The sequence below is a fragment of the Streptomyces tsukubensis genome (genome assembly GCF_003932715.1).
Classification (GTDB): Bacteria; Actinomycetota; Actinomycetes; order Streptomycetales; family Streptomycetaceae; genus Streptomyces; species Streptomyces tsukubensis.
Map to the genome: position 1 here is coordinate 6,650,649 of NZ_CP020700.1, position 21,198 is coordinate 6,671,846.

Genomic DNA, 21,198 nt, shown 5'->3' on the forward strand with positions numbered 1-21,198 from the left:
GTCTCCGGGGACGTGGCTGGTGACCGGTTCGGTCAGACCATGCCGGCTTCGCGGATCAGCTCCAGGGTCTTCTGGAGGGAGTCGAGCTTGCCGAGGTCGATCTTGGGGGCCTTCAGGGACGCCAGCGGCGGCAGCCCCTCGACGGGCGAGGCGACCCCGGCGACCAGCGGGTACTCCTTGGTCTCGGTGGCGAAGTACTTCTGGGCCTCGTCGGAGAGGAGGTAGTCGACGGCCTTCTCGGCCGCGGCGCTCTGGCCGCCGTCCTTGAGGACACCGACGCCCGCGACGTTGACCAGGGCGCCCGCGTCACCACCGGGCAGGAAGTGGATCTTGGCCTTGAGCTTGTCGGCGCCGACCTCGGACGCCTTCTCGTACCAGTAGTAGTGGTTGATCAGACCGAGGGCGACCTCGCCCTTGTCGACCGCGTCGAGGATCGCGCCGTTCTTGTCGTACGCCTTGGCGCCGTTGGCCTTGAGGTCCTTCAGCCACTTCTTGGTGGCCTCGTCGCCCTCCAGGACGCGCATACCGGTGACGAAGGCCTGGAAGGAGGCGTTGGTGGGCGCGTAGCCGACCTTGCCCTTCCACTCGGGCTTCGTCAGGTCCTTGACGCTGTCCGGGGCCTTGGGGGCCAGAGCCGGGTTGTAGGCGATGACGCGGGAGCGGCCGGAGACGCCGGCCCAGTCACCCGCGCTGCCGCGGAAGGCGGCGTCGACCTTGTTCAGGGACTTCTCGGGCAGCTTCGCCAGCAGACCGGCGTTGGAGAGCGCGCCGAGGGCGCCCGCGTCCTGGGAGAAGAAGAGACCGGCCTTGGTCTTCTTGCCCTCCTCCAGGATCTGCGCCGCGAGTTCGGCGCTGTCGCCGTAGCGGACCTCGACCTTGGTGCCGGTCGCCTTCTCCAGCTTCTCGATGATCGGGGAGATCAGCTTCTCGTTGCGGCCGGAGTAGATCACCAGCTCGTCGGCGCTCTGCGCCTTCGCGCCGTCCTTCTTGTCGCTCTTGTCGCTCTTGTCGTCGGAGCCGCAGGCGGCGAGGACGGGAACGAGCAGCGCGGCGGATATGCCGAGGACGGTGGCCCGGCGGGCGAGCGGACGGCGCATGGGTGCCTCCTGGAGGACCGTGATGACCGGACGGGCAGGAGCCGGGCCGTCGCACGGGAAGAGAATCTGACGTCCCTATAAATATGGTGAGCCTTGCCTTAGTGTCAATTTCAGGCCAAGGGGTGGGCGGTCCGGGACCGGGCTGCCGTGGGTCTCGGCTGGTCGTCGCCGTCGGATGCGATCGTGCCCGGTCCGGCCCCCGGAGGTCGAGAACCGGCCAACCCTGCCCGGGGCGGTGGCTCAGCTCATCCGCAGCGCGAGGAAGAAGTCGAGCTTGTCCTCCAGCCGTGCCAGATCGCGGCCCGTGAGCTGTTCGATCCGGCCCACCCGGTAGCGCAGGGTGTTGACGTGCAGATGGAGCTGGGCCGCGCAGCGCGTCCAGGAGCCGTCGGAGTCGAGGAACGCCTCCAGCGTCGGGACCAGTTCGGCCCGGTGCCGCCGGTCGTACTCCCGCAGCGGGTCGAGCAGCCGGGCCGTGAAGGCCCGGCGGACGTCGTCCGGGACGAACGGCAGCAGCAGGACGTGCGAGGCCAGTTCGTGGTGACCGGCCGCGCAGACCCGGCCGGGACGGGCCGCGGCGACCCGCCGGGCGTGCCGGGCCTCCTCCAGCGCACCGCGCAGCCCCTCGGCCGACGAGACCGCGGCGCTGACGCCGAGGGTGAGCCGCCCGTCGCCGTCGAGCCCGGCCGACAGCGGCTCCCGGACGGCCGCCAGAAGCGTCTCCGCGTGGAGGGCCTCCTCGACGGCGGGCCCGTCACCGGTGGGCGGCAGCACGGACAGCGGTACGAGGGCGATGGCCTCGCCGCCGGTGTGCGCGACGGCGATCCGGTCCGCCGGCTCGGCGCCCTGGGCCGCCGGGTCGACGAGGATCTCCTCCAGCAGCGCCCGGGCGACCCGACCGGCGGCCGTGTCGTCGCCGTCGGCATCGACGCCGCCGTTGCCGTCCCGGCTCCAGTCGACCCGGGCCACCACGACCTGCCAGTGCGGCGCGGTGTCCGGGCCCGGCAGCAGCACGGGCGCGGCGACCCGGAGCCGGGCCGCGATCTCGGCGGGCGCCGCACCCGACTGAACCAGCTCCAGCACCTCCGCGGCGAGCCTGCGGCGGACCGTACGGGCCGCGTCGCGGCGGTCGCGCTCGACCGCGATGAGCTGGGTGACCCCCTGGAGGAGGTCGAGCCGGGCGGCGGGCCAGTCCGCCGCGTCCGCCTCGACCGCGAGCAGCCAGTCGGAGAGCACGGCCCCGCGGGCCTCCCCTGGGGTCCCCGCCGGGGTGTCCGCCGCGGCGCCGATCGGGAAGAGGGAGTACGCGGTCCCCTCCACGGTCACCTGGTGGGGCGGGCGGCGTCCGGCCCGGGAGGCCGCGAGATGCTCCGCGGCGAGAGCGGTGCCCACTGCCGCGGGCAGCGCTCCGGCTGCGATCGCCGCGGTCCCGGCGGTATCGGTGATCTCTGTGGTTGCGCCGGTCCCGGCTGTGGATGCCGCGCCCGGATCCGTACCCTCGGAGGCATCGGCGCCGGGCCCGCCCGGCGCGCCGACGCCGGGGCCCGCGATCCGCCGCCCGGTCGGCGAGAGCAGCCAGGCCCGCAGGTCCAGATCGGAGCCGAGCAGCCCGAGGACGACCTCCGGCCCGCCGCCCGCCGCGCCCGAGGTCATCATCCGGCGGTGCCGGTCCACGACCGCGGCGAGATCGCCCGCCCGCTCGCCGGAGACCTGGCGCACCACGTACTCGGTGATCGTCGCGAAGGCCACCGACTCGTGGACCGCGAACAGCGGCATCCGGTACCGGGCGCACGCCTCCACCAGATCGTCCGGCACCCGGCCCAGCTCCGCCTCGCCGGCCGCAAGCCCGGCCACCCGGGCCTCCGCCAGGATCCGTACGAAAGGTTCCGAATCCTCCGGCGCATGCCGCCACGCCAGGCCGGTGAGCACCAGCTCGCCGCCCGAGAGATAGCGGCTCGGGTCCCGCAGGTCCGTGGTCATGACCCCGCGTACCGAGCGGTCCAGCTCGTCGTCCCCGCCGAGCAGCCGCAGCCCCAGCGCCTCGTTCTCCAGCAGTGCGCGCAGCCGCATTCCGTAGCCGCCGATCCGTTCGTCGTAACCCCGTCGCCACGGCAGGCCGCTGTGCGCGGCGCCTGCGGCGTACCGTCCTGTCTTTCGTCTGAATCTACAAGAAGTACGGGCGGACCAGCCAACTCCTTCAGGCGTTCGGTGACTGCACCGGGGGCGCCCCGCTTTGTGTACTGGGCCTGCGCGGCGTGCAATCGGAAGCGGGGAGGGGCGACGGAACAGTCGGCACGGCAGACACGGCAGGAACAGCGGCGGACGCATCGCACCACCGGACGTACCGCACCACCGGACAGAAGGGACCCCGGCGCATGGAATTCCTCCGGCCCGCCACCTGGGACGAGGCCCTCGCCGCCAAGGCCGCGCACCCGGCGGCGGTCCCCGTCGCCGGCGGTACCGACGTCATGGTCGAGATCAACTTCGACCACCGCAGACCCGGCCACCTCATGGACCTCAACCGCATCGACGAGCTGGGGCAGTGGGAGGTCGGCGAGACCGCGGTACGGCTCGGCGCCTCCGTCCCGTACACCCGGATCATCACGGAGCTGCGGGACGAGCTGCCCGGCCTGGCGCTCGCCTCCCGCACCGTCGCCTCCCCCCAGATCCGCAACCGCGGCGGCGTCGGCGGCAATCTGGGCACCGCGTCCCCGGCGGGCGACGCCCATCCGGCGCTGCTCGCCGCGGGCGCCGAGGTCGAGGTGGCCTCCGTACGCGGCAGTCGCCGCATCCCGATCGACGCCTTCTACACGGGCGTCAAACGCAACGCCCTCGCGCCCGACGAACTGATCCGGGCCGTCCATATCGCCCGCGCGGGCGGCCCCCAGCAGTTCGGCAAGGTCGGCACCCGCAACGCCATGGTGATCGCGGTCTGCGCCTTCGGACTGGCGCTCCACCCCGACACCCGGACCGTCCGCACCGGCATCGGCTCCGCCGCGCCCACACCCGTTCGGGCGAAGGCCGCCGAGGAGTTTCTCGCCGCGGCGCTGGCGGAAGGCGGCTGCTGGGAGAACGGGAAGGCCGTGAGCCCCGCGGCGGCCGCGGAGTTCGCCGCCCTGGCCGCCGGGGCGTGCAGCCCGATCGACGACGTCCGGGGTACGGCCGCCTACCGGCGGCACGCCGTCGGCGTCCTGGCCCGCCGCACCCTGACCTGGGCCTGGGAGGAGTACCGCGGCGGCGGGGGTGCCCGGAGCCGTACGACCGGAAACACCCGGCCCCCCGGCCCCGCCCGGGGCGCCGAAGGAACAGAGGGAGCAGCCTGATGCGGGTCACCTTCACCGTCAACGGCCGGCGGGCCGAGGCCGACGACGTCTGGGAGGGCGAGAGCCTGCTCTACGTCCTGCGCGAGCGGCTCGGGCTCCCCGGCTCCAAGAACGCCTGCGAACAGGGCGAATGCGGTTCCTGTACGGTCCGCCTCGACGGGGTGCCGGTCTGCTCCTGCCTGGTGGCCGCGGGACAGGCCGAGGGCCGGGACGTGATCACCGTCGAAGGGCTCGCCGCCCTCGCCCGCAGCCGCGCCCGGCCGAAGACGCCGGAAGCGGCAGGACCGGACGCCGGAGGACCGGCCCTCGCCCCCGTCCAGCAGGCGTTCGTCGACGCCGGGGCCGTCCAGTGCGGATTCTGCACCCCCGGCCTCCTCGTCGCCGCCGACGAACTCCTCGAACACACCCCCGACCCGTCCGACGCCGATATCCGCGAGGCCCTCTCCGGCAACCTCTGCCGCTGCACCGGCTACGAGAAGATCCTCGACGCGGTCCGCCTCGCCGCCGTCCGCCAGGGCACCGCGGACGACCCGGAAGGACCCGTACGATGACCGCCACCGGCGCCCCCACGGGGCTCACCCAGGGCTCCCGCACCCGCGGCGGAATAGGCGAGTCCACCCTCCGCCCCGATGGAATCCTCAAGGTCACCGGGGAGTTCGCCTACGCGTCGGACATGTGGCACGAGGACATGATCTGGGGCCACACCCTGCGCTCCACCACCGCCCATGCCGAGATCCGGAGCATCGACACCGCCGAGGCCCTCGCGACCCCCGGGGTGTACGCGGTCCTCACCTACGACGACCTGCCCGCCGCCGTGAAGCACTACGGGCTGGAGATCAAAGACACCCCCGCCCTCGCCCACGGCAAGGTCCGCCACCACGGCGAACCCGTCGCCCTGGTCGCCGCCGACCACCCCGAGACCGCCCGCCGGGCCGCCGCGAAGATCCGTGTCGACTACGCCGAACTGCCCGTCGTCACCGACGAGGCCTCCGCCACCGCGCCCGGCGCCGTACTCCTCCACGAACACCGCACCGACCACCACAGCGGTCGGGTCCCGCACCCCAACATCGTCCACCGGCAGCCGATCGTCCGCGGCGACGCCGCGGCCGCCGCCCGCCGCGCCGATGTGATCGTCACCGGCGAATACGTCTTCGGCATGCAGGACCAGGCCTTCCTGGGACCCGAATCGGGGCTGGCGGTCCCGGCCGACGACGGCGGGGTCGACCTCTATGTGGCCACCCAGTGGCTCCACTCCGACCGCGGCCAGATCGCCCCCGTCCTCGGACTGCCCGAGGAGAAGGTACGGATGACCCTCTCCGGCGTCGGCGGCGCCTTCGGCGGACGCGAGGACCTGTCGATGCAGATCCACGCCTGTCTGCTCGCCCTGCGGACCGGAAAACCGGTCAAAATGGTCTACAACCGCTTCGAGTCCTTCTTCGGGCACGTCCACCGCCACCCGGCCAGGCTCCACTACGAACACGGCGCCACCCGCGACGGAAAGCTCACCCACGTCCGCTGCCGGATCGTCCTCGACGGCGGCGCCTACGCCTCCTCCTCCCCGGCCGTCGTCGGCAACGCGGCGTCCCTCGGCATCGGCCCCTATGTCGTCGACGACGTCGACATCGAAGTGTTCGCCCTCTACACCAACAACCCGCCGTGCGGGGCCATGCGCGGCTTCGGCGCCGTCCAGGCCTGCTTCGCCTACGAGGCCCAGATGGACAAGCTGGCCGCCGCCCTCGGCACGGACCCCGTCGAACTGCGGCGGCTCAACGCCATGGCCCAGGGCGCCACCATGCCCACCGGACAGACCGTCGACTCCCCGGCGCCGGTCGCCGAACTGCTGCGCCGGGTCAAGGCCCTGCCCCTGCCCCCGGAACGGCAGTGGGAGGTCGCGGGCGGCGGCCCCGATGTGCGCGCCCTGCCCGGCGGACTGTCCAACACCACCCACGGCGAAGGCGTGGTCCGGGGCGTCGGCTACGCCGTCGGCATCAAGAACGTCGGCTTCTCCGAGGGCTTCGACGACTACTCGACCGCCCGGGTCCGGATGGAGGTCGTGGGCGGCGTCGCGGTGGCGACCGTCCACACCGCGATGGCGGAGGTCGGCCAGGGCGGGGTCACCGTCCACGCCCAGATCGCCCGGACCGAACTCGGTGTCGCCCAGGTCACCGTCCAGCCCGCCGACACCCGCGTCGGCTCGGCCGGCTCCACCTCCGCCTCCCGCCAGACGTATGTCACCGGCGGAGCCGTCAAAGCCGCCTGCGAAACCGTCCGCGAGCGGGTCCTCGACCTCGGCCGCCGCCGGCTGGGCAGCCGACACCCGGCCTGGGCGACCGCCGGACTCCGGCTGGAGGACGGCAGGGTGGTCACCGACGGCGGCGAGGTGCTCGCCGACCTCACCGACGTCCTGGAGGACGACGCCGTCGAGGTCGAACAGGAGTGGCGGCACCGGCCCACCCAGGCCTTCGACCCCGTCACCGGACAGGGCAACGGACACGTCCAGTACTCCTTCGCCGCCCACCGGGCCGTCGTCGAGGTCGACACCGAACTCGGCCTGGTCAAGGTCGTCGAACTGGCCTGCGCCCAGGACGTCGGAAAGGCACTCAACCCGCTCTCCGTCGTCGGCCAGATCCACGGCGGCTCCACCCAGGGCCTTGGTATGGCCGTCATGGAGGAGATCCTCGTCGACCCCGTCACCGCCAAGGTCCGCAACCCGTCCTTCACCGACTATCTGATCCCCACCATCCTCGACACGCCCACCATGCCCGTCGACGTCCTCGAACTCGCCGACGAGCACGCGCCGTACGGACTCCGCGGCGTCGGCGAGGCGCCCACCCTGTCCTCCACACCCGCGGTGCTGGCCGCGATCCGCGCCGCCACCGGCCTGGAGCTGAACCGCACCCCCGTCCGCCCGGAACACCTCACCGGGACGACACAGACCGGGCTCCGGTACGGCTGACGACGGTACGGACGGGAACCCCACGCAACCGTCGCCGTACCCCACCCGTACCGGAGCCCAGCCCCCGGCGAACCGGCCAACCGGCGAACCGGAGCATCGGAGAGAGGAGCGCCCGCCGTGCTCGACATCGCCGAACAACTGCACCTGTGGTCCCGGCAGGGCCGGAAGTACGCCGTCGCGACCGTCGTGTCCGTCAGCGGCAGCGCGCCCCGGCAGCCCGGCGCCGCCCTCGCCGTCGACACCGCCGGTACGGCCGTCGGCTCCGTCTCCGGCGGCTGCGTCGAAGGCGCGGTCTACGAGCTGTGCGTCCGCGCCCTGCACGAAGGACGCGCCCTGCGGGAACGCTTCGGCTACAGCGACGACGATGCCTTCGCCACCGGCCTGAGCTGCGGCGGAGAGCTGGAAGTCCTGGTCACCCCGGTCGGCCCCGAAGGACCCGAGACCGAAGCCGTCGCCCGCGCCGCGCGCGGCGAGGCCACCGCCCTCGTCCGGATCGCCGACGGACCCGAGGGCCTCATCGGCCGCGCCCTGCTCGTCACCCCCGGCGGCGCCTACCGCGGCACCCTCGGCGGCGGTACGGAGTTCGACCGCACCGCCGCCGCCGAAGCCGGGGCCCTGCTGGCGGCGGGCCGTACCGGCACCGTCCCCGTCGGACGGGACGGCAGCCGCTGCGGCAGCCCGCTCACCCTCCTCGTCGAGTCCAGCGCCCCACCCCCACGCATGATCGTCTTCGGGGCGATCGACTTCGCCGCAGCGCTGGTGCGCCTGGGTAAATTCCTCGGCCACCACGTCACCGTCTGCGACGCCCGGCCGGTCTTCGCCACCGCCGAACGCTTCCCCGACGCCGACGAGGTCGTCGTCGACTGGCCGCACCGCTACCTCCGGTCCACGGCGACCGACACCCGGACGGTGCTGTGCGTCCTCACCCACGACGCCAAGTTCGACATACCCCTGCTGGTCCACGCCCTGCGGCTGCCCGTCGCCTATATCGGCGCGATGGGCTCCCGCCGCACCCATCGCGACCGGGAGCGGCGGCTCCGCGCGGCCGGGGTGACGGAGCGCCAGCTGGCCGCCCTGCACAGCCCCATCGGGCTCGACCTCGGGGCGCGCACCCCCGAGGAGACCGCGCTGTCGATCGCCGCCGAGATCGTGGCCCGCCGCCGGGGCGGCAGCGGAGCGCCGCTGACCGGGGCGGACACCCCGATCCACCACGACGCGCCGAGGCCCGGCCGGATCGGCTCCGTCGCCTGACCGGCCGGGGCGCGAGCCTCGTCGCCGGAGGCCGTGTCGTCAGAATCCTGCCTGGCCCGCGACGCCCGGCACGCACACTCTCCCCCTGTGCCCTTCGGGCACGGGTGGAGGTTCACCCTCTGGGCTACCGCCCCCCGGCTTCGCCAGGGGGGACCTCCACCGCCTTGCGATGGCACGCACCTGGAGGGCCTCCCCCGTAGCCCTTCGGGCCCGGGGGCACCCCCACCAGCCGCAGGGCTGCGGGAGTTGCAGGCCCCCGCCCTACGGGCAGACGACGCTATGTGTCGGACACGGCCTACGGGCCGCTCGGCTCAGCCGCGGCGGCGGGCCACCACCAGCCGGCAGTTCGGACTGCCGTCGGGCCGCCGGCCCAGCTCCTCCAGAGCCCGCAGCTCCACCGCGAACCCGGCCCGCTCCAGATCCGCCCGCACCGGACCCAGCGGGAAGGTGCGGTAGTACATGACGAACGGCGGCCGCCACACGGCGTTCCGCACCCGCATCGCCGCGTCGAAGCCCCACAGCGTCCAGTACGGCAGCGAGCCCACCGGCGGCGGCGCCGGCAGCGGGAAGGCGAACACCCCGCCCGGCCGCAGGGCCCGGCACACCCCGGCGAAGAGCGCCGGACGCTCCTCGGGCAGGAAATGTCCGAACGCCCCGAAACTCACCGCCAGATCGAAGCCCGCCGCGAACGGCAGCGCCCGGGCGTCGGCCCGTACCCACTCCACCGCGGGCGCCGCGGCCGGATCCGGCCCCGGCGCATGGGCCGCCCGGGCCCGGTCCAGCATGCCCCCGCTGAAGTCCACGCCGACGACCCGTTCCTCACACAGCCTGCGCAGCACCCCTACGCCCGCACCCGTACCGGTGCAGACGTCCAGACCGGTACCGAACGGACCGAGTGGACGGACGGCCGCGACGAACGGATCGAGGAAACGGCCGGGCGTACGGAACGGGGTCTCGTCGAACTTCGGGGCCAGCAGGTCGTAACCGCGCTCCACCGAGGAGAGCGCCTGGACGGCCAGTTCGCGCAGCGTGGGTCCGGATGAGGTGAACACCGTCCTCACCCTACGTCCCCGGCCCGAAGTTCCGTTGAACCGATTCCCGGTCCCGTACGTACTACCGGTGAGGCCGCCGGAGCGCGGTGGAGTCGGGCGCGCGGCGAACGGATCCCTGTGGGGTGCATTCCGGCCGGATCCCCGACGACCGGGTGAGTAAACGGTAAGCAAATGCGAACATCGGAGCAGGGGCGGCAGCTACCTTCGCCCCCAACAGCCCGAGGAGGCCGACCCGAGGAGTGCGACGCGTCCCCCGAGCCCGAGGTGTGCGGCACGTCCGGCCCTCCTGATCCGGCCCGGTCGCCCGCGTCCCTCCGTACGACACCGTATTCCCGGCCCCTCCGCATCCCCGTCCGCCATTCCCCGACGAAAAATCCTCCATGGTGTGTCACATGCCGATCCGCAACATCGCCCCCGTCCGCATTCCCGTACGGATTTCCCTTCCCGGCACGGGAATTCGACGAAGAGGTACCGTCGGGGTCGCCCATTCCTCGATGGTCACGCCCGCCCCGGGAACCCCGGTGGACCCGGCCGCGACGCGTGTCCCGCGGACCATTGGCGCCGGTGCTCCGTCCGGTCGTATGGTTCGGTAACGCCGGATGTTCGGGCGGCGAAACCCATGGCCGACAACAGGAACAGAGATGACCGACGAGCCTCGGATTCCGGCACTGCTGGGCAGGCCCGAGCGCATGTGGCAACGCGCCGTCGTGCTCGTACTGATCGCTGTCACCAGAACGACCAGACCCGTATTCCGGCTCGGTGACCGGGAACTGTCCTGCGCGCATTCCAACGGCGGCTGGACCCTGGCCCTGCTCTCGGACGGAAAGGCCGTGTTCTACGGTCAGGACGTCGACTGCAGCGACACCACCTATGTCGGCGACAAGCCCGTCGACCTGCTGGCCGACGCGCCCGACTGGCTGCCCCACCAGAAGCTGCGCGAACTCAACGACGGCTACGACCTCGGCTATCTGTACTGGTGGGAGGAGGGCCGCTGGCAGCGCGCCCCCTATCCCGAGTACGTCGACGACGACGGCCTCGCGGCCTCCTGCGACGGCTACGCGGGCATCTTCGACGACCGCTCCCTGGCCGACAGCTTCGCGGACGCGGGCTACCGGGACCCCGCGGCGGCCGAGCGGTTCGTCGCCCGGGTGGCCGCGGGCACGGTCAACGCCGACGTCCTGGAGGAGCTGATCGACTCCGCCTCCGAACCGGGTCCGCTGCCCCGTGAGTCGCGGGTGCCCAATGCCCTGGAGTGGGCGGCCCGTCTCGGCGTCGCGGAACGGCCGGGGGCCGGGCACCCGCGCTGACGGGCCGCCGGAGTGCGGGCCCGGCTCAGCCCGCGTGGACGAGCTGGTCCGCGAGCTTCGCCAGCCGCCGGACCGTACGCTCCCCGGTCGCGCCCGGCGCGGGTTCGGCCCGCAGGTCCCGGTCGTAGTAGGCGCCGTTGACGACGGCTGTCGCCGGGTCGCAGAGCCGCACCACATGGGCGGCGCCCTCGGCGGGCGGGGCACCCCGGTACGCGTACAGCGGCAGCAGCTCCGTCGAACAGACGCCGGGGTGCACCGAGACCGCGGTGATCCGGGGGTCGGCGGCGAAGGCGGTGAGGGCGAGCTGGGACTGGGCGTAGGCGGCGATCCGGGAGTAGCGGCGGGCCCGCTGCGGGTCGGTCCACTGGATGGACCCGCTGCGGTGCAACGAGGACGACACGTTCACGACCCGGCCCGCCGGAGCGGCGAGCAGCGCCGGGGCCAGCAGATCGGTCAGCAGATAGTGGGCGAGGAAGTTGACTTGGAACGCGATCTCGTTGCCGTCCCGGGTGAGCGTATGACGTTCGGGAGCGGCGAGACCGGCGTTGTTCACGAGGACGTCGACCCGCGGATGGGCCGCCAGGACGCGGGACGCCATCACCGTCACCTCCGCCAGCCCGGTGAAGTCCGCCGCGTACGGGTGCAGCCGGGTTCCGTCGGCGCCGCCGGTGGCGATCAGCGCGTCCGCCGCCGTCCGCGCCTCGTCGGCGGTACGCCCGTGCAGCAGCACGGTCGCTCCGCGTTCGGTGAGCAGCCGGGCGGTCTCCAGGCCGATACCGGAGGTCGCACCGGTCACCAGGACGGTCAGGGACGAGAGGTCGGAGCCGGACATGGTCCATCCAAGAGGAAGAAGTGACGGGAAGAGGTGAGCGGGGGCCGGGCCATGGCGGCGGACGCCCGGCCGGGGGCGCCGGAACGGGACTCGCGGCGCCCCCGGAGGGCGGTTCGGCCGCCGAACGGCCCTGGCCGCGCGCCGTCAGGCGACGCGCGGGGGGAGGGCGGCGGACGGCTCCCGGCAGCGACGCGGCAGGGACCGGTGCTCCTGACGAGGCGGCCGGCCGAGGAGGAACCACGCGCTGTTCACGATCTCCATCGAAGTGGGGGGAGGTGGCCGGGACAAGAAGGCGCACGGTTCTCTGACGCGCCCTTGCCGCCGTCCTGACGCCCCTTTGACGAGAGGGGACGGCGCGCTGACGGCACAATTCGGCGGCAGCGGATTTTGGTTGTCCGTTCAAATTTCTGGAGTGCGCCGGAAGGTCGGCGGCGGGGAATGGAAACTCCGGGGCAATTCCTCCCGCCGGTACCCCGGGCGGCCGTGCCGTTCCGGTGAGGTCGGTCACTGCCGTGAGTGCCGGGAAGTCCGCTCGGCCGGTGCACGGAGGCAAAGAGTCCGGCCGGACAGGGTGTTCGCCGGACCGGAATGCAAAACAGCGGACGGCCTTCCGCTGTCCGGTGAGCCGTCGTCCGGGCGCGGGGGAGCGCCGGTTCCGGAAGCACCGCGCGGGGCCGGCGGACATGACGGAATCCGGGGCCGTCCGGCCGGGGGAGTGGACGCCGGGATTCGCGGCCGGGAAGCCCGCGGCCGGTGCCTACGGCGGATGTCGGCCGGACGACGGCTGTCGCACCCGCGGCCTCAGTCGCGTGTGGAACCCCCCGGCACCAGCGCGCACGGCACCGAGACCGGCTCCGGCGCACGGCCGTTCAGCAGGTCGATCAGCATGCCCGCGCAGAGCGCCCCGATCCGGCGCGGAGAGAGCGTCAGCAGGGTCAGGGCCGGGCGGGCGCCCGGCTCCGCGTCCCCCGCCGCGGTCACCTGGAGACCGCCCGGAACGGCGATGCCCAGCTCCGCCGCGGCCGCCAGCAGGGCCTCCCCGTAGGTCTCGTTGAGCGCATGGACGCCGTCGGGCCGGTCGCCGCAGGTGAGCAGCCGCCGGGCCGCGTCCCGCGCGGGCTCCCCGTCGCGCACCCGCTCGATACGCGCGGGCAGCCCCCGTCCGGCGCACCAACGCGCGTAGGCCTGCTCGCTGTCGAGGGTGTACGAGTCCAGTTCGGGACCGGTCAGCAGCCCCGTGCGGCGGGCCCCGCGGCCGTACAGATGCTCCATGGCCAGCGGCAGGCCGGCCGTCATATCGCTGTGCACATAGGGGATCCGGGCATGCCCGGGGTCGAGCGGCCGGCCGTCGGTGACGAGGGCGAGCCCGCGCCGTACCGCCTCGGCGATCACGGGATCGCCCGCCACCGGGTCGACGACGATCAGCCCGTCCATCGGGATCCGGGTCCAGAGATCGGTGCCGGGCCTGGCCGGGACCACCACCAGGGCGTAGTCGCGGTCGACCGCCTCCACCATGGCACCGGCGGTCAGCGACGCGTAGTACGGGCGGTAGGTCCGCTCCCAGGCCTCGGCGCTCTGATGCCCGGCGGCCAGTCCGACGATGCCGGTACGGCCACTGAGCAGCACCTGAGCCGCGGGGTTGGGCCGGTAGCCGAGTTCGTCGGCGATCTCCCGCACCCGCTCCCGGCTGCGGGCGCTGACCTTGCCCTTGCCGTTGAGGGCGTGCGAGACGGTGGTGATGGAGAGCCCCGCGGCGCGGGCGACGTCCTTGATGCCGACCGAGCGCGCGGTCTCCGGAACGTGGTGCGGTCCGGCCGGTCCGGGCATCGCGTATCCCCTCCTGCTGATCGGTGGTGCGGTCCGCCCGCCCGGCCGGTTCACGGCCGTGGGGCGGACCCGGCGTCCTCGGCAGTCAATCTTCGGGCACCCCTTGACTGCCAAAACCTTTTGGTTGAGCATATCGGCCAGCTCTATCGCTCAAAAGGTTTTGGTTCGCACCGCTCCCGGCCGTGGGTCCGGATCCGGGCGGGCTTTCTCCACCGGGGCTCCGTCCCCGGCGGAGGGCCCGCCTGAACCGGACTTCGGCGAACCCCGCGAGGAGCGCACCAAGGCGTTCCTCCAGCAGACTGCGGAGGCAGGACGACTGTGACCACATCGCAGGTCACCCCGCGGATCCTGGTGATCCAGCACGAGGACGGCACCGGCCCCGGCCTGGTGGGAGAGGAACTGACGGCGGCCGGGCTCGCGCTGCACCCGGTCCATCCCTGGGACGGGGACGAGCTGCCCGCGTCCCTCGACGGCTGTGCCGGACTGCTGGTGCTGGGCGGCGCGGCCAACGCGGACGACGAGGAGGCCCTGCCCTGGCTGCCCGCCGTGCGGGTCCTCGTCCGCGAGGCCGTCGACTCCTCGGTACCGCTGCTCGGGATATGCCTCGGCGGCCAGATCATGGCCTCCGCGCTCGGCGGCTCGGTCCGGGTCCGCGACCGGGGTCCCGAGGTGGGTGCCGTACCGCTGCGCAGGCTGCCCGCGGCCGACGGGGACCCGCTCTTCGGCTCCGTACCCGACGGGGCCCGGGCCGCCCAGTGGCACTGGGACGAGATAGGCGCCCTGCCCCCGGGCGCCGTTCCGCTGCTGACCGGTGACGACTGCCTCCACCAGGCCTTCCGGGTCGGTCCGCGGGCCTGGGGAGTGCAGTTCCACCCCGAGGTACTCGGCGACGCGGTCGCGGACTGGTCGCTCTCCGACGGCCCGGCGGTCGCCCGGGCGGGCGGTGACCCCGGCGCGGCCGTCGCCTCGGTCCGGGCCGCGGAGGCGGAGCTCCGCACGGTGTGGTCGCGGACGGCCAGGGCCTGGGCGGACGTGGCGCTCGCCGCCGGCCCCGGGGCCCGGCGGGATCCCTGAGGACCCCGGGGGGCCCTCGGCGGGAGGTGCCCGTCAGGGTTCCGGCGGGCCGTCGATCAGCCTGCCCCCGGCGTCGTACACCCAGGGGTTCGCCGTGCAGCCCTTCAACCCCTTTATCTGCTGCATCATCGCCGGGGCCGGGCGGCCCCGGCCCGGGCAGCCTCGGTGGCCGTGGCCCAGGACATGACCGGCCTCGTGGTTGATGATCAGGGCGTGGTAGTCGTCCGGCCGGCCGAGGTACTGGGGGCTGAGCTCTATCCACCGGCGGACGTTGACCACCAGATGCGGGGCGCCGGCACAGTTGACCTGCCCCCTGGTCTTCAGACCCCACTGGCCGCAGAGGCGGTCGGTGGTGCCGGGGGAGACGATGTGGATCAGCATGTCGTACGGGGGCGATCCGACCCGCTGGAAGGAGGCGGCGCCCTGCCGGGTCCAGCCGCGGGGGTCGCGGAGGATGCCGTCGATCTCGGCGGCGACGTCGTCGACGTCCAGCCCCGTGCCGTGCTCCAGTTTCACCCCGTACCGGACGAGCCGCCCCTTGGTGCCCGCCCGGGGCCCGGTGCCCTTGGCCCAGGTGTACGTTCCGGGCCCGTTGACCGCATAGCGGATCCGCTCGGCCGGCCGGTCCTCGCCGCGCGAGCGCGTTTCGCCGGAGGCCGCGACGGAGGCGGAGGCGCGCGGCGGGGGAGCGGACGCGGTGCGCGCGGGTCCGCCATCCACCGCCGGGGGCGCGGCCCGGTCCTCCGTCGGTTCGTCGGCCGGCAGCAGGGTGAGACCGGCCCAGCCCACCGCGGCCGTACAGAGGATCAGCAGCAGTACCCGGAGCGCCGTCGCGGTGGACGAGCGGCGGCCCCGCCGGGCCCGCCGGCCGCCCCGGGGCGCCGTCGCGGTGGAGGAGCGGCGGCGGCCGGGACGGGAAGCGGTCGTGAGCCGGCGGTCAGCCATGGGAGTTCAGCCTTCGTCGGGGACGTTCGGAGCGGGCCGGATCCGTCCGTACGGCGCCCGCCGGACCGCTGCGACCCCGGCCGGTGCCCGATGCGGCGGAAGCGCCGCGGCCCTGCTCTCCGGTCGGTGTACGGCGCCGGGCGGCGGTCACGGCCCGCGCACAGTCCACGCGAAGAAGCGTGCGATCACGGTGAGCGTATCCGCTCACCTGCTTTTCACATCGGACGCGGATACTTGATCCGGACCAACGCGGTGAGGAACGGTGGGAACGCATGAGGGTGCTGGTGGTCGAGGACGAGGAGCTGCTCGCCGGGGCGATGGCCGAGGGGCTGCGCGACGAAGGGCTGGCGGTCGACGTCGTCCACGACGGGGAGGCCGCACTGGAGAACCTGGCGGTGCACGCGTACGACGTGATGGTGCTCGACCGGGACCTCCCCCTGGTCCACGGTGACGAGGTGCTCCGCCGTACCGTCGCGTCCGGCGCGGAGGTACGGGTGCTGATGCTGACGGTCTCCACCACCGTCGCCGAACGGGTCGCGGGTCTCGGCCTGGGCGCCGACGACTATCTGACCAAGCCGTTCGCGTTCGCCGAACTCGTCGCCCGGATCCGGGCGCTGGGCCGCCGCTCGCGGCCCGCCGTACCGCCCGTACTGGAGCGGGCCGGCATCAGACTCGACCCGCATCTGCGGCAGACCACCCGCGACGGCCGGTACATCGCCCTGTCCCGCAAGGAGTTCGCGGTGCTGGAGGAGCTGCTCCGCGCCGACGGCGCGCCCGTTTCGGCGGAGGCGCTGCTGGAGCGCGCCTGGGACCAGAACGTGGATCCGTTCACCACCGTCGTCCGGGTCACCATGCGCTCCCTGCGGCGCAAGCTCGGCGGCGATCCCGTCATCGAGACGCTGACCGGCGTGGGTTACCGCATCCGATGATCCTGCGCGCGCTCGGCGGCAGCCTGCGGGTCCGGCTGACGGCCGTCTTCGGTCTGATGTTCTTCGTCGCGGGCGCGGCGATCTTCGGCGGGGCGCTGATCCTGGTGGGGAACAGCATGCAGTACACCTTGTCGCTGCCGTTCCCCACCGTGGAGCGGACGGCGGGCTCTTCGGTGTCGCAGACGCCGCAGGGACCCGGCCCCCGTCCCGAAACGTCGCCCGAAACGTCGCCCGAGACCCCGCCCCCGGCCACGATCCGGCCGACGGACCTCCCGACGGACCTGTCCACGGACCGGCCGACGGATCTGCCGACGGAGAAGCTCGGCGGAGGGTTCGCCGTCCCGGCCGACGGCCGTCCGGAGAACCAGGGCATCACCATCGACCCGGCGTCACGGGACCATGTCCTCGCCACCATGCAGACCAATCTCATGGCCAAGGGCGGGCTGACGGTGCTCGTCGTCGGGGTGATCGCCACCACCATGGGCTGGCTGGTGGCCGGACGGCTGCTGCGCCCGCTCAACCGGATCACCTCCACCGCGGAGCGGATCGCGGGCCGCACCCTGCACCAGCGCATCGGCCTCGACGAGCCGCCCGGTGAGGTGAAACGGCTCGCCGACTCCTTCGACAGCATGCTGGACCGGCTGGACCAGGCCTTCGCCGGGCAGGACCGGTTCATCGCCAACGCCGCCCATGAGCTCAAGACCCCGCTGGCGGTGGGCCGGACCCTGGTCGAAGTCGCGGTCGCCCGGCGCAACGCGCCCCCCGAGGTACGTCAGCTCGGGGAGAACCTCCTCGCGGTGAACGAGCGCCACGAGCGGCTGATCGACGCGCTGCTCACCCTGGCCCGGGCGGAGAGCGCCCCGGCCGAGAGCCACCCCGTCGACCTGGCGGCCGTCGCGGAGTCCGTCCTCACCCACACGGCCGCCGACGCGCAGCGCCGCAGACTGCAGGTGCAGCGGATCCTGGCGCCCGCGCCCGCACTCGGTGATCCGGTGCTGCTCGAACAACTCGTCCGCAACCTCGTGGACAACGCGGTCAAGTACAACGTCCCGGACGGGGTGCTCAGCGTGCACACCGGGACCGGACCGCTCGGCGCGTACATCGCGGTCGGCAATACCGGTGCCGTCATCGAAGCCCATGAGATCCCGGTGCTGTTCGAGCCGTTCCGGAGACTGACCGACCGGGTCGGTTCGGCGCGCGGCAGCGGGCTCGGGCTCTCCATCGTGCGGGCGGTGGCCCGTGCCCACCAGGGCGACACCACCGCCGAACCCAGGGCCGGAGGGGGACTCACCGTCACCGCGACGCTGCCCCTGCCGAAGGGCGCGCACCACGGTCCGGCCGCGGCAACTGGGCGTCACCGGCGGTGAGCTGACCCCGGGGCGGCCGTGGTGGACGTTCCGGCGCCCGCCGGGCCGGGCGGTTCGGCCGGCCACGGTCCGGCTGCGGCAACGTGCCTTCGGATGGACCCCGGCATCACCCCGCATGGCCGGAGTGGCACATGGCACATCGGGTGGACGTGGTGTTTAGATCCGTATGCGTACTTTGCGCACCTCGCCCGTACGCCCGCTTCGTCCCTGGCGTCACTGCGTCAGGTTGAAAGCGGTCCGGACGAAGGGGTCCGGGCCGGTAGCGGGCCGGCGGGCGGCGAACCCGCTCAGGTGCGAGGGCGTATGTACGCACGACGAATCCGGCTTTTATCACGACCAGGCGACAGGTGTGTCCTGCCGTCTCCGCAGTAAGGGTTCTTCACGTGAGCACGACAATTGTTGCGTCCGAGCGCCGTTCCTACCGCCTCGGCCGGGCGCCGGGCGGCGTCCCCCTGCTGGGCAACGCCCTCCAGCTCTTCCGCACCCCCCTCGACTATCTGCCCGGACTGCGCCACGAGGGAGACCTCGTCCGGCTGAAGATCGGCACCAGTACGGCGTACATGGCCTGTACCCACGACGTCGTCCAGGAAGTGCTGCACAACCCGCGGACGTTCGACAAGGGCGGCGAGTTCATCGACACGATGAAACTGCTGCTCGGCGACGGCGTCGGCACCTGCCCCGCCGCCAAGCACCGGCGGCAGCGGCGCTTCATCCAGCCCGCGTTCCAGCGCGACCGGCTCGACCACTACTGCAGGCTGATGCACGACGAGGTCACCGCCCTGGCGGGCTCCTGGCGGCCGGGCGCCGTCATCGACGCCGGTACGGAAATGAGCAGGCTCACCACCCGGGTCACCGCCCGCATGATGTTCTCCGCCGATATCGCCGCCGACGCCGTCACCGCGGTGCAACGCAACTTCCCCGTCGTCTGGAAGGGCGTCTACCGGCGGATGGTCATCCCCCTGCCGCTGCTCCACGCCCTGCCCACCCCGGCCAATATCCGGTTCACCAGGGCCCTTCGGCGGCTCGACGACGTCATCATCCGGATGCTCGACACCTACCGCCGTGACACCGCCGACCGCGACGACCTGCTGACGGTCCTGCTCACCGCCCGCGACGAACGCGGCATCGGACTGACCGACACCGAGATCCACGACGAGCTGATGACCGTGCTCGCGGCCGGAGTCGAAACCCCCGCCTCCGGTCTTACCTGGGCCTTCCATCTGCTGGCGGAGAACCCCGACGTGGAGCGGAAGCTGCTGGCCGAGGTCGATGCCGTCCTCGGCGGCCGCCCGGCCAGCGCCGCGGACCTGTCCGCCCTCCCGTACACCCAGCGGGTCGTCGCCGAAGCGCTCCGCCTCTACCCGCCGGTCTGGTTCATCACCCGGCGGGCCGTCACCGACACCCGGCTGGCCGGACACCCCGTACCCGCCGGTTCCAGCATCGTGTTCAGCCCGTACGCGCTCCACCGGGACCCGGACGTCTTCCGCGACCCCGAACGCTTCGACCCGGACCGCTGGCTGCCCGAGAACGCGTGCGAACTGCCCCGCAACGCCACCATCACCTTCGGCGGCGGCAGCCGCAAGTGTCTCGGCGACGTCCTGGCCAACCAGGAGGTCACCCTCGCCCTCGCCTCCATCACGGCCGCCTGGCGGCTGCGCCCGCTGCCCGGCCACCGGATCCGCCCGGTGGCCAAGGCCGAACTGACCACCGGTCCGCTGCCCATGACGACGGAGGCCCGCTCATGACCCCCACCCTCGCCGCGGCGGGCGGTCCCCGCCCGCTGCACCCCGCGCAGCCCCCGTACGCCCCCCACCCCGGGTACGCCCCCGACCACTTCCGGGGCCCGGACGTCCCGCCCGTCCATCCCTTCCAGCCGGCCCACCACCTCCCCGACGGGCACCCCGCCGACGGTCCCGCCGCGGCCGCGCACCCCGACCCGGGCAACGACCCCACCCGGGTCGCCGACCCCGCCACCGGCGCCCTCCTCGACCTCTGGCCCGGACCCGACCACCCCCTGCTCGCCCTCCAGCCCCATGTCTCCCCCTGGCTGGAGCACCTCGAAGCCTCCGTCATGGGCTGGGCCGACGCCTACGACCTCCTCGACAGCCCGGCCGCCCGCGACCGGCTCGCCCGCAGCCATCTCGGCGCCCTGATCGCCCGCTCCTACCCCGCCATGGGACTGCACCGCGCCGACGCCGTCGCCGGCTGGTTCACCTGGGCGTTCGTCATCGACGACTGCCACGACCGGCAGCCCGAGGGCCAGATCGACTACGACTCGTCCGCCTTCCGCATGCTCCGGTTGCTCACCCCCGACGCCACCCTGCCCGCCACCACCACCGCCAGCAGGCTCGACGCGATACTGGCCCGGGTCTGGCACGACCTGGCCCGCGACCGGAGCGCGGCCTGGCGAATGCGCTTCACCCTCCATATGACCCATTTCCTGGCCGCGTTCAAATACGAGTCCCTCAACCGCCGCCACCACCACACCCCCGGCCTCCTGGGCTACACCCAGCTGCGCCGCGCCTCCGGCGGGATCACCCCCTCCCTCGACCTGCTGGAGGTCGCGTCCGACCGGGAGATCCCCCCGCTGCTCCATGAGACCGACCAGTTCCAGACGATGTTCAAATGCGCCTCCGACGTCGTCGTCTGGGTCAACGACATCGTCTCCCTCCGCAAGGAACTCGTCGCGGGCGAGACCACGAACGGGGTCCTCGTCCTCGCCAGGGAGCGCGGCGGCGGCCTCCAGGACGCCATCGACGCCGTCTACGGCCGGGTGGGCGGCTGGGTCGCCGCATTCCGGCAGGCGCGCGAGGAACTGCGGGCGCTCTCCGGGCAGTGGCTCGGCCTCACCCGCGGCGAACGGCACGCCGTCGAGTCGTACGCAGACGGTATGGAGGCCTGGATGCGCGGCAACCTCGACTGGTCCTTCTCCTCCGACCGCTACCGGCGGGCCGACGGGGTGCGGCTGACCAGCGACACCGATCTGGTACGGGGCGGGGCACCGGGCCACCCGGACGGTACGGCCACCGGATACGCCCGGCCGTACGCGTCCGCCCACGGCCAGCAGCGGCCCGGGCCCGGCTACGGCCACGGGCTGCCGGCCGGGCCCGGCCACGGCCCCCTCCAGACCCCGGTGCACGGCACCGGCCGGTCCTGGTACGAACCCGCCCGCCGGGACCACGTCGAGGCCTCATGACCGCCCGGCCCTGAAGCGGGGTCCGGGAAGTAGCGCCGCCCC

General features: G+C 73.2%; 16 protein-coding genes. 10 read left to right on the top strand and 6 right to left on the bottom strand.

The window, feature by feature from the left end:
- Positions 1-32: 32 nt before the first annotated feature.
- Together B7R87_RS27630 and B7R87_RS27635 are read right to left on the bottom strand one after the other, a co-directional pair.
- Complete coding sequence (locus tag B7R87_RS27630; protein WP_006345732.1) at positions 33-1,097, bottom strand: iron ABC transporter substrate-binding protein; 1,065 nt, start codon at positions 1,095-1,097, stop codon at positions 33-35.
- Between the two features lie 240 nt (positions 1,098-1,337).
- Entirely contained in the window at positions 1,338-3,167 is a 1,830-nt protein-coding gene (locus B7R87_RS27635; protein ID WP_130584699.1) for a PucR family transcriptional regulator, read from the bottom strand.
- 305 nt (positions 3,168-3,472) lie between these two features.
- On the opposite strand from B7R87_RS27635, the gene B7R87_RS27640 reads away from it, so the two are divergent.
- From B7R87_RS27640 to B7R87_RS27655, 4 genes are all read left to right on the top strand, one after another.
- Positions 3,473-4,420, top strand: a complete 948-nt coding sequence (locus B7R87_RS27640; protein WP_006345729.1) for an FAD binding domain-containing protein — start codon at positions 3,473-3,475, stop codon at positions 4,418-4,420.
- Positions 4,420-4,971 (top strand): (2Fe-2S)-binding protein, encoded by a 552-nt coding sequence (locus B7R87_RS27645; RefSeq protein ID WP_006345728.1) that lies wholly within the window; start codon positions 4,420-4,422, stop codon positions 4,969-4,971. The genes B7R87_RS27640 and B7R87_RS27645 overlap by 1 nt, the downstream gene beginning before the upstream one ends.
- Positions 4,968-7,376, top strand: a complete 2,409-nt coding sequence (locus B7R87_RS27650; protein ID WP_006345727.1) for a xanthine dehydrogenase family protein molybdopterin-binding subunit — start codon at positions 4,968-4,970, stop codon at positions 7,374-7,376. The genes B7R87_RS27645 and B7R87_RS27650 overlap by 4 nt, the downstream gene beginning before the upstream one ends.
- Positions 7,377-7,493: 117 nt before the next feature.
- Positions 7,494-8,627: an XdhC family protein gene (locus B7R87_RS27655; RefSeq protein ID WP_006345726.1), complete on the top strand. Its 1,134-nt coding sequence runs from the start codon at positions 7,494-7,496 to the stop codon at positions 8,625-8,627.
- Positions 8,628-8,938: 311 nt separating this feature from the next.
- Here B7R87_RS27655 and B7R87_RS27660 read toward each other — a convergent pair whose 3' ends face one another.
- Positions 8,939-9,679 carry a class I SAM-dependent methyltransferase gene (locus B7R87_RS27660; RefSeq protein WP_006345725.1) on the bottom strand — a complete coding sequence of 247 codons (741 nt, stop codon included), beginning with the start codon at positions 9,677-9,679 and terminating at the stop codon, positions 8,939-8,941.
- 641 nt (positions 9,680-10,320) lie between these two features.
- Here B7R87_RS27660 and B7R87_RS27665 point away from each other — a divergent pair.
- The gene (locus B7R87_RS27665) at positions 10,321-10,986 is read left to right on the top strand and encodes a hypothetical protein (protein WP_006345724.1); all 666 of its coding nucleotides are present in this window, start codon (positions 10,321-10,323) and stop codon (positions 10,984-10,986) included.
- Between the two features lie 25 nt (positions 10,987-11,011).
- On the opposite strand, the gene B7R87_RS27670 is transcribed toward B7R87_RS27665, so the two are convergent.
- Both B7R87_RS27670 and B7R87_RS27675 read right to left on the bottom strand, forming a co-directional pair.
- Positions 11,012-11,818 carry an SDR family NAD(P)-dependent oxidoreductase gene (locus B7R87_RS27670; RefSeq protein ID WP_006345723.1) on the bottom strand — a complete coding sequence of 269 codons (807 nt, stop codon included), beginning with the start codon at positions 11,816-11,818 and terminating at the stop codon, positions 11,012-11,014.
- An 801-nt stretch (positions 11,819-12,619) separates the two neighbouring features.
- Positions 12,620-13,645: a LacI family DNA-binding transcriptional regulator gene (locus tag B7R87_RS27675; protein ID WP_006345722.1), complete on the bottom strand. Its 1,026-nt coding sequence runs from the start codon at positions 13,643-13,645 to the stop codon at positions 12,620-12,622.
- Positions 13,646-13,963: 318 nt separating this feature from the next.
- Here B7R87_RS27675 and B7R87_RS27680 point away from each other — a divergent pair, with 318 nt between their 5' ends.
- Positions 13,964-14,719 (top strand): type 1 glutamine amidotransferase, encoded by a 756-nt coding sequence (locus B7R87_RS27680; RefSeq protein WP_130584700.1) that lies wholly within the window; start codon positions 13,964-13,966, stop codon positions 14,717-14,719.
- 33 nt (positions 14,720-14,752) lie between these two features.
- On the opposite strand, the gene B7R87_RS27685 is transcribed toward B7R87_RS27680, so the two are convergent.
- Complete coding sequence (locus B7R87_RS27685; RefSeq protein WP_130584701.1) at positions 14,753-15,664, bottom strand: DUF3152 domain-containing protein; 912 nt, start codon at positions 15,662-15,664, stop codon at positions 14,753-14,755.
- A gap of 272 nt (positions 15,665-15,936) precedes the next feature.
- Here B7R87_RS27685 and B7R87_RS27690 point away from each other — a divergent pair, with 272 nt between their 5' ends.
- The 4 genes from B7R87_RS27690 to B7R87_RS27705 all read left to right on the top strand — a co-directional run bounded on the left by B7R87_RS27690 (position 15,937) and on the right by B7R87_RS27705 (position 21,156).
- Positions 15,937-16,593, top strand: coding sequence for a response regulator transcription factor (locus B7R87_RS27690; RefSeq protein WP_006345720.1), 657 nt, complete (start codon positions 15,937-15,939; stop codon positions 16,591-16,593).
- Positions 16,590-17,960, top strand: coding sequence for a sensor histidine kinase (locus B7R87_RS27695; protein WP_006345719.1), 1,371 nt, complete (start codon positions 16,590-16,592; stop codon positions 17,958-17,960). Before B7R87_RS27690 ends, B7R87_RS27695 begins: the two co-directional genes overlap by 4 nt.
- 383 nt (positions 17,961-18,343) lie before the next feature.
- Entirely contained in the window at positions 18,344-19,705 is a 1,362-nt protein-coding gene (locus tag B7R87_RS27700; RefSeq protein WP_006345718.1) for a cytochrome P450, read from the top strand.
- Positions 19,702-21,156 (top strand): terpene synthase family protein, encoded by a 1,455-nt coding sequence (locus tag B7R87_RS27705; RefSeq protein ID WP_006345717.1) that lies wholly within the window; start codon positions 19,702-19,704, stop codon positions 21,154-21,156. Before B7R87_RS27700 ends, B7R87_RS27705 begins: the two co-directional genes overlap by 4 nt.
- Positions 21,157-21,198: the final 42 nt, after the last annotated feature.

What these genes read in the sequence shown, in the direction of transcription:
- B7R87_RS27695 (WP_006345719.1), top strand. Translation starts at nt 16,590, where the DNA reads ATGATCCTGCGCGCGCTCGGCGGCAGCCTGCGGGTCCGGCTGACGGCC.
- B7R87_RS27640 (WP_006345729.1), top strand. Translation starts at nt 3,473, where the DNA reads ATGGAATTCCTCCGGCCCGCCACCTGGGACGAGGCCCTCGCCGCCAAG.
- B7R87_RS27635 (WP_130584699.1), bottom strand. Translation starts at nt 3,167, where the DNA reads ATGCGGCTGCGCGCACTGCTGGAGAACGAGGCGCTGGGGCTGCGGCTG.
- B7R87_RS27670 (WP_006345723.1), bottom strand. Translation starts at nt 11,818, where the DNA reads ATGTCCGGCTCCGACCTCTCGTCCCTGACCGTCCTGGTGACCGGTGCG.
- B7R87_RS27685 (WP_130584701.1), bottom strand. Translation starts at nt 15,664, where the DNA reads ATGGCTGACCGCCGGCTCACGACCGCTTCCCGTCCCGGCCGCCGCCGC.
- B7R87_RS27705 (WP_006345717.1), top strand. Translation starts at nt 19,702, where the DNA reads ATGACCCCCACCCTCGCCGCGGCGGGCGGTCCCCGCCCGCTGCACCCC.
- B7R87_RS27645 (WP_006345728.1), top strand. Translation starts at nt 4,420, where the DNA reads ATGCGGGTCACCTTCACCGTCAACGGCCGGCGGGCCGAGGCCGACGAC.
- B7R87_RS27675 (WP_006345722.1), bottom strand. Translation starts at nt 13,645, where the DNA reads ATGCCCGGACCGGCCGGACCGCACCACGTTCCGGAGACCGCGCGCTCG.
- B7R87_RS27650 (WP_006345727.1), top strand. Translation starts at nt 4,968, where the DNA reads ATGACCGCCACCGGCGCCCCCACGGGGCTCACCCAGGGCTCCCGCACC.
- B7R87_RS27690 (WP_006345720.1), top strand. Translation starts at nt 15,937, where the DNA reads ATGAGGGTGCTGGTGGTCGAGGACGAGGAGCTGCTCGCCGGGGCGATG.
- B7R87_RS27665 (WP_006345724.1), top strand. Translation starts at nt 10,321, where the DNA reads ATGACCGACGAGCCTCGGATTCCGGCACTGCTGGGCAGGCCCGAGCGC.
- B7R87_RS27630 (WP_006345732.1), bottom strand. Translation starts at nt 1,097, where the DNA reads ATGCGCCGTCCGCTCGCCCGCCGGGCCACCGTCCTCGGCATATCCGCC.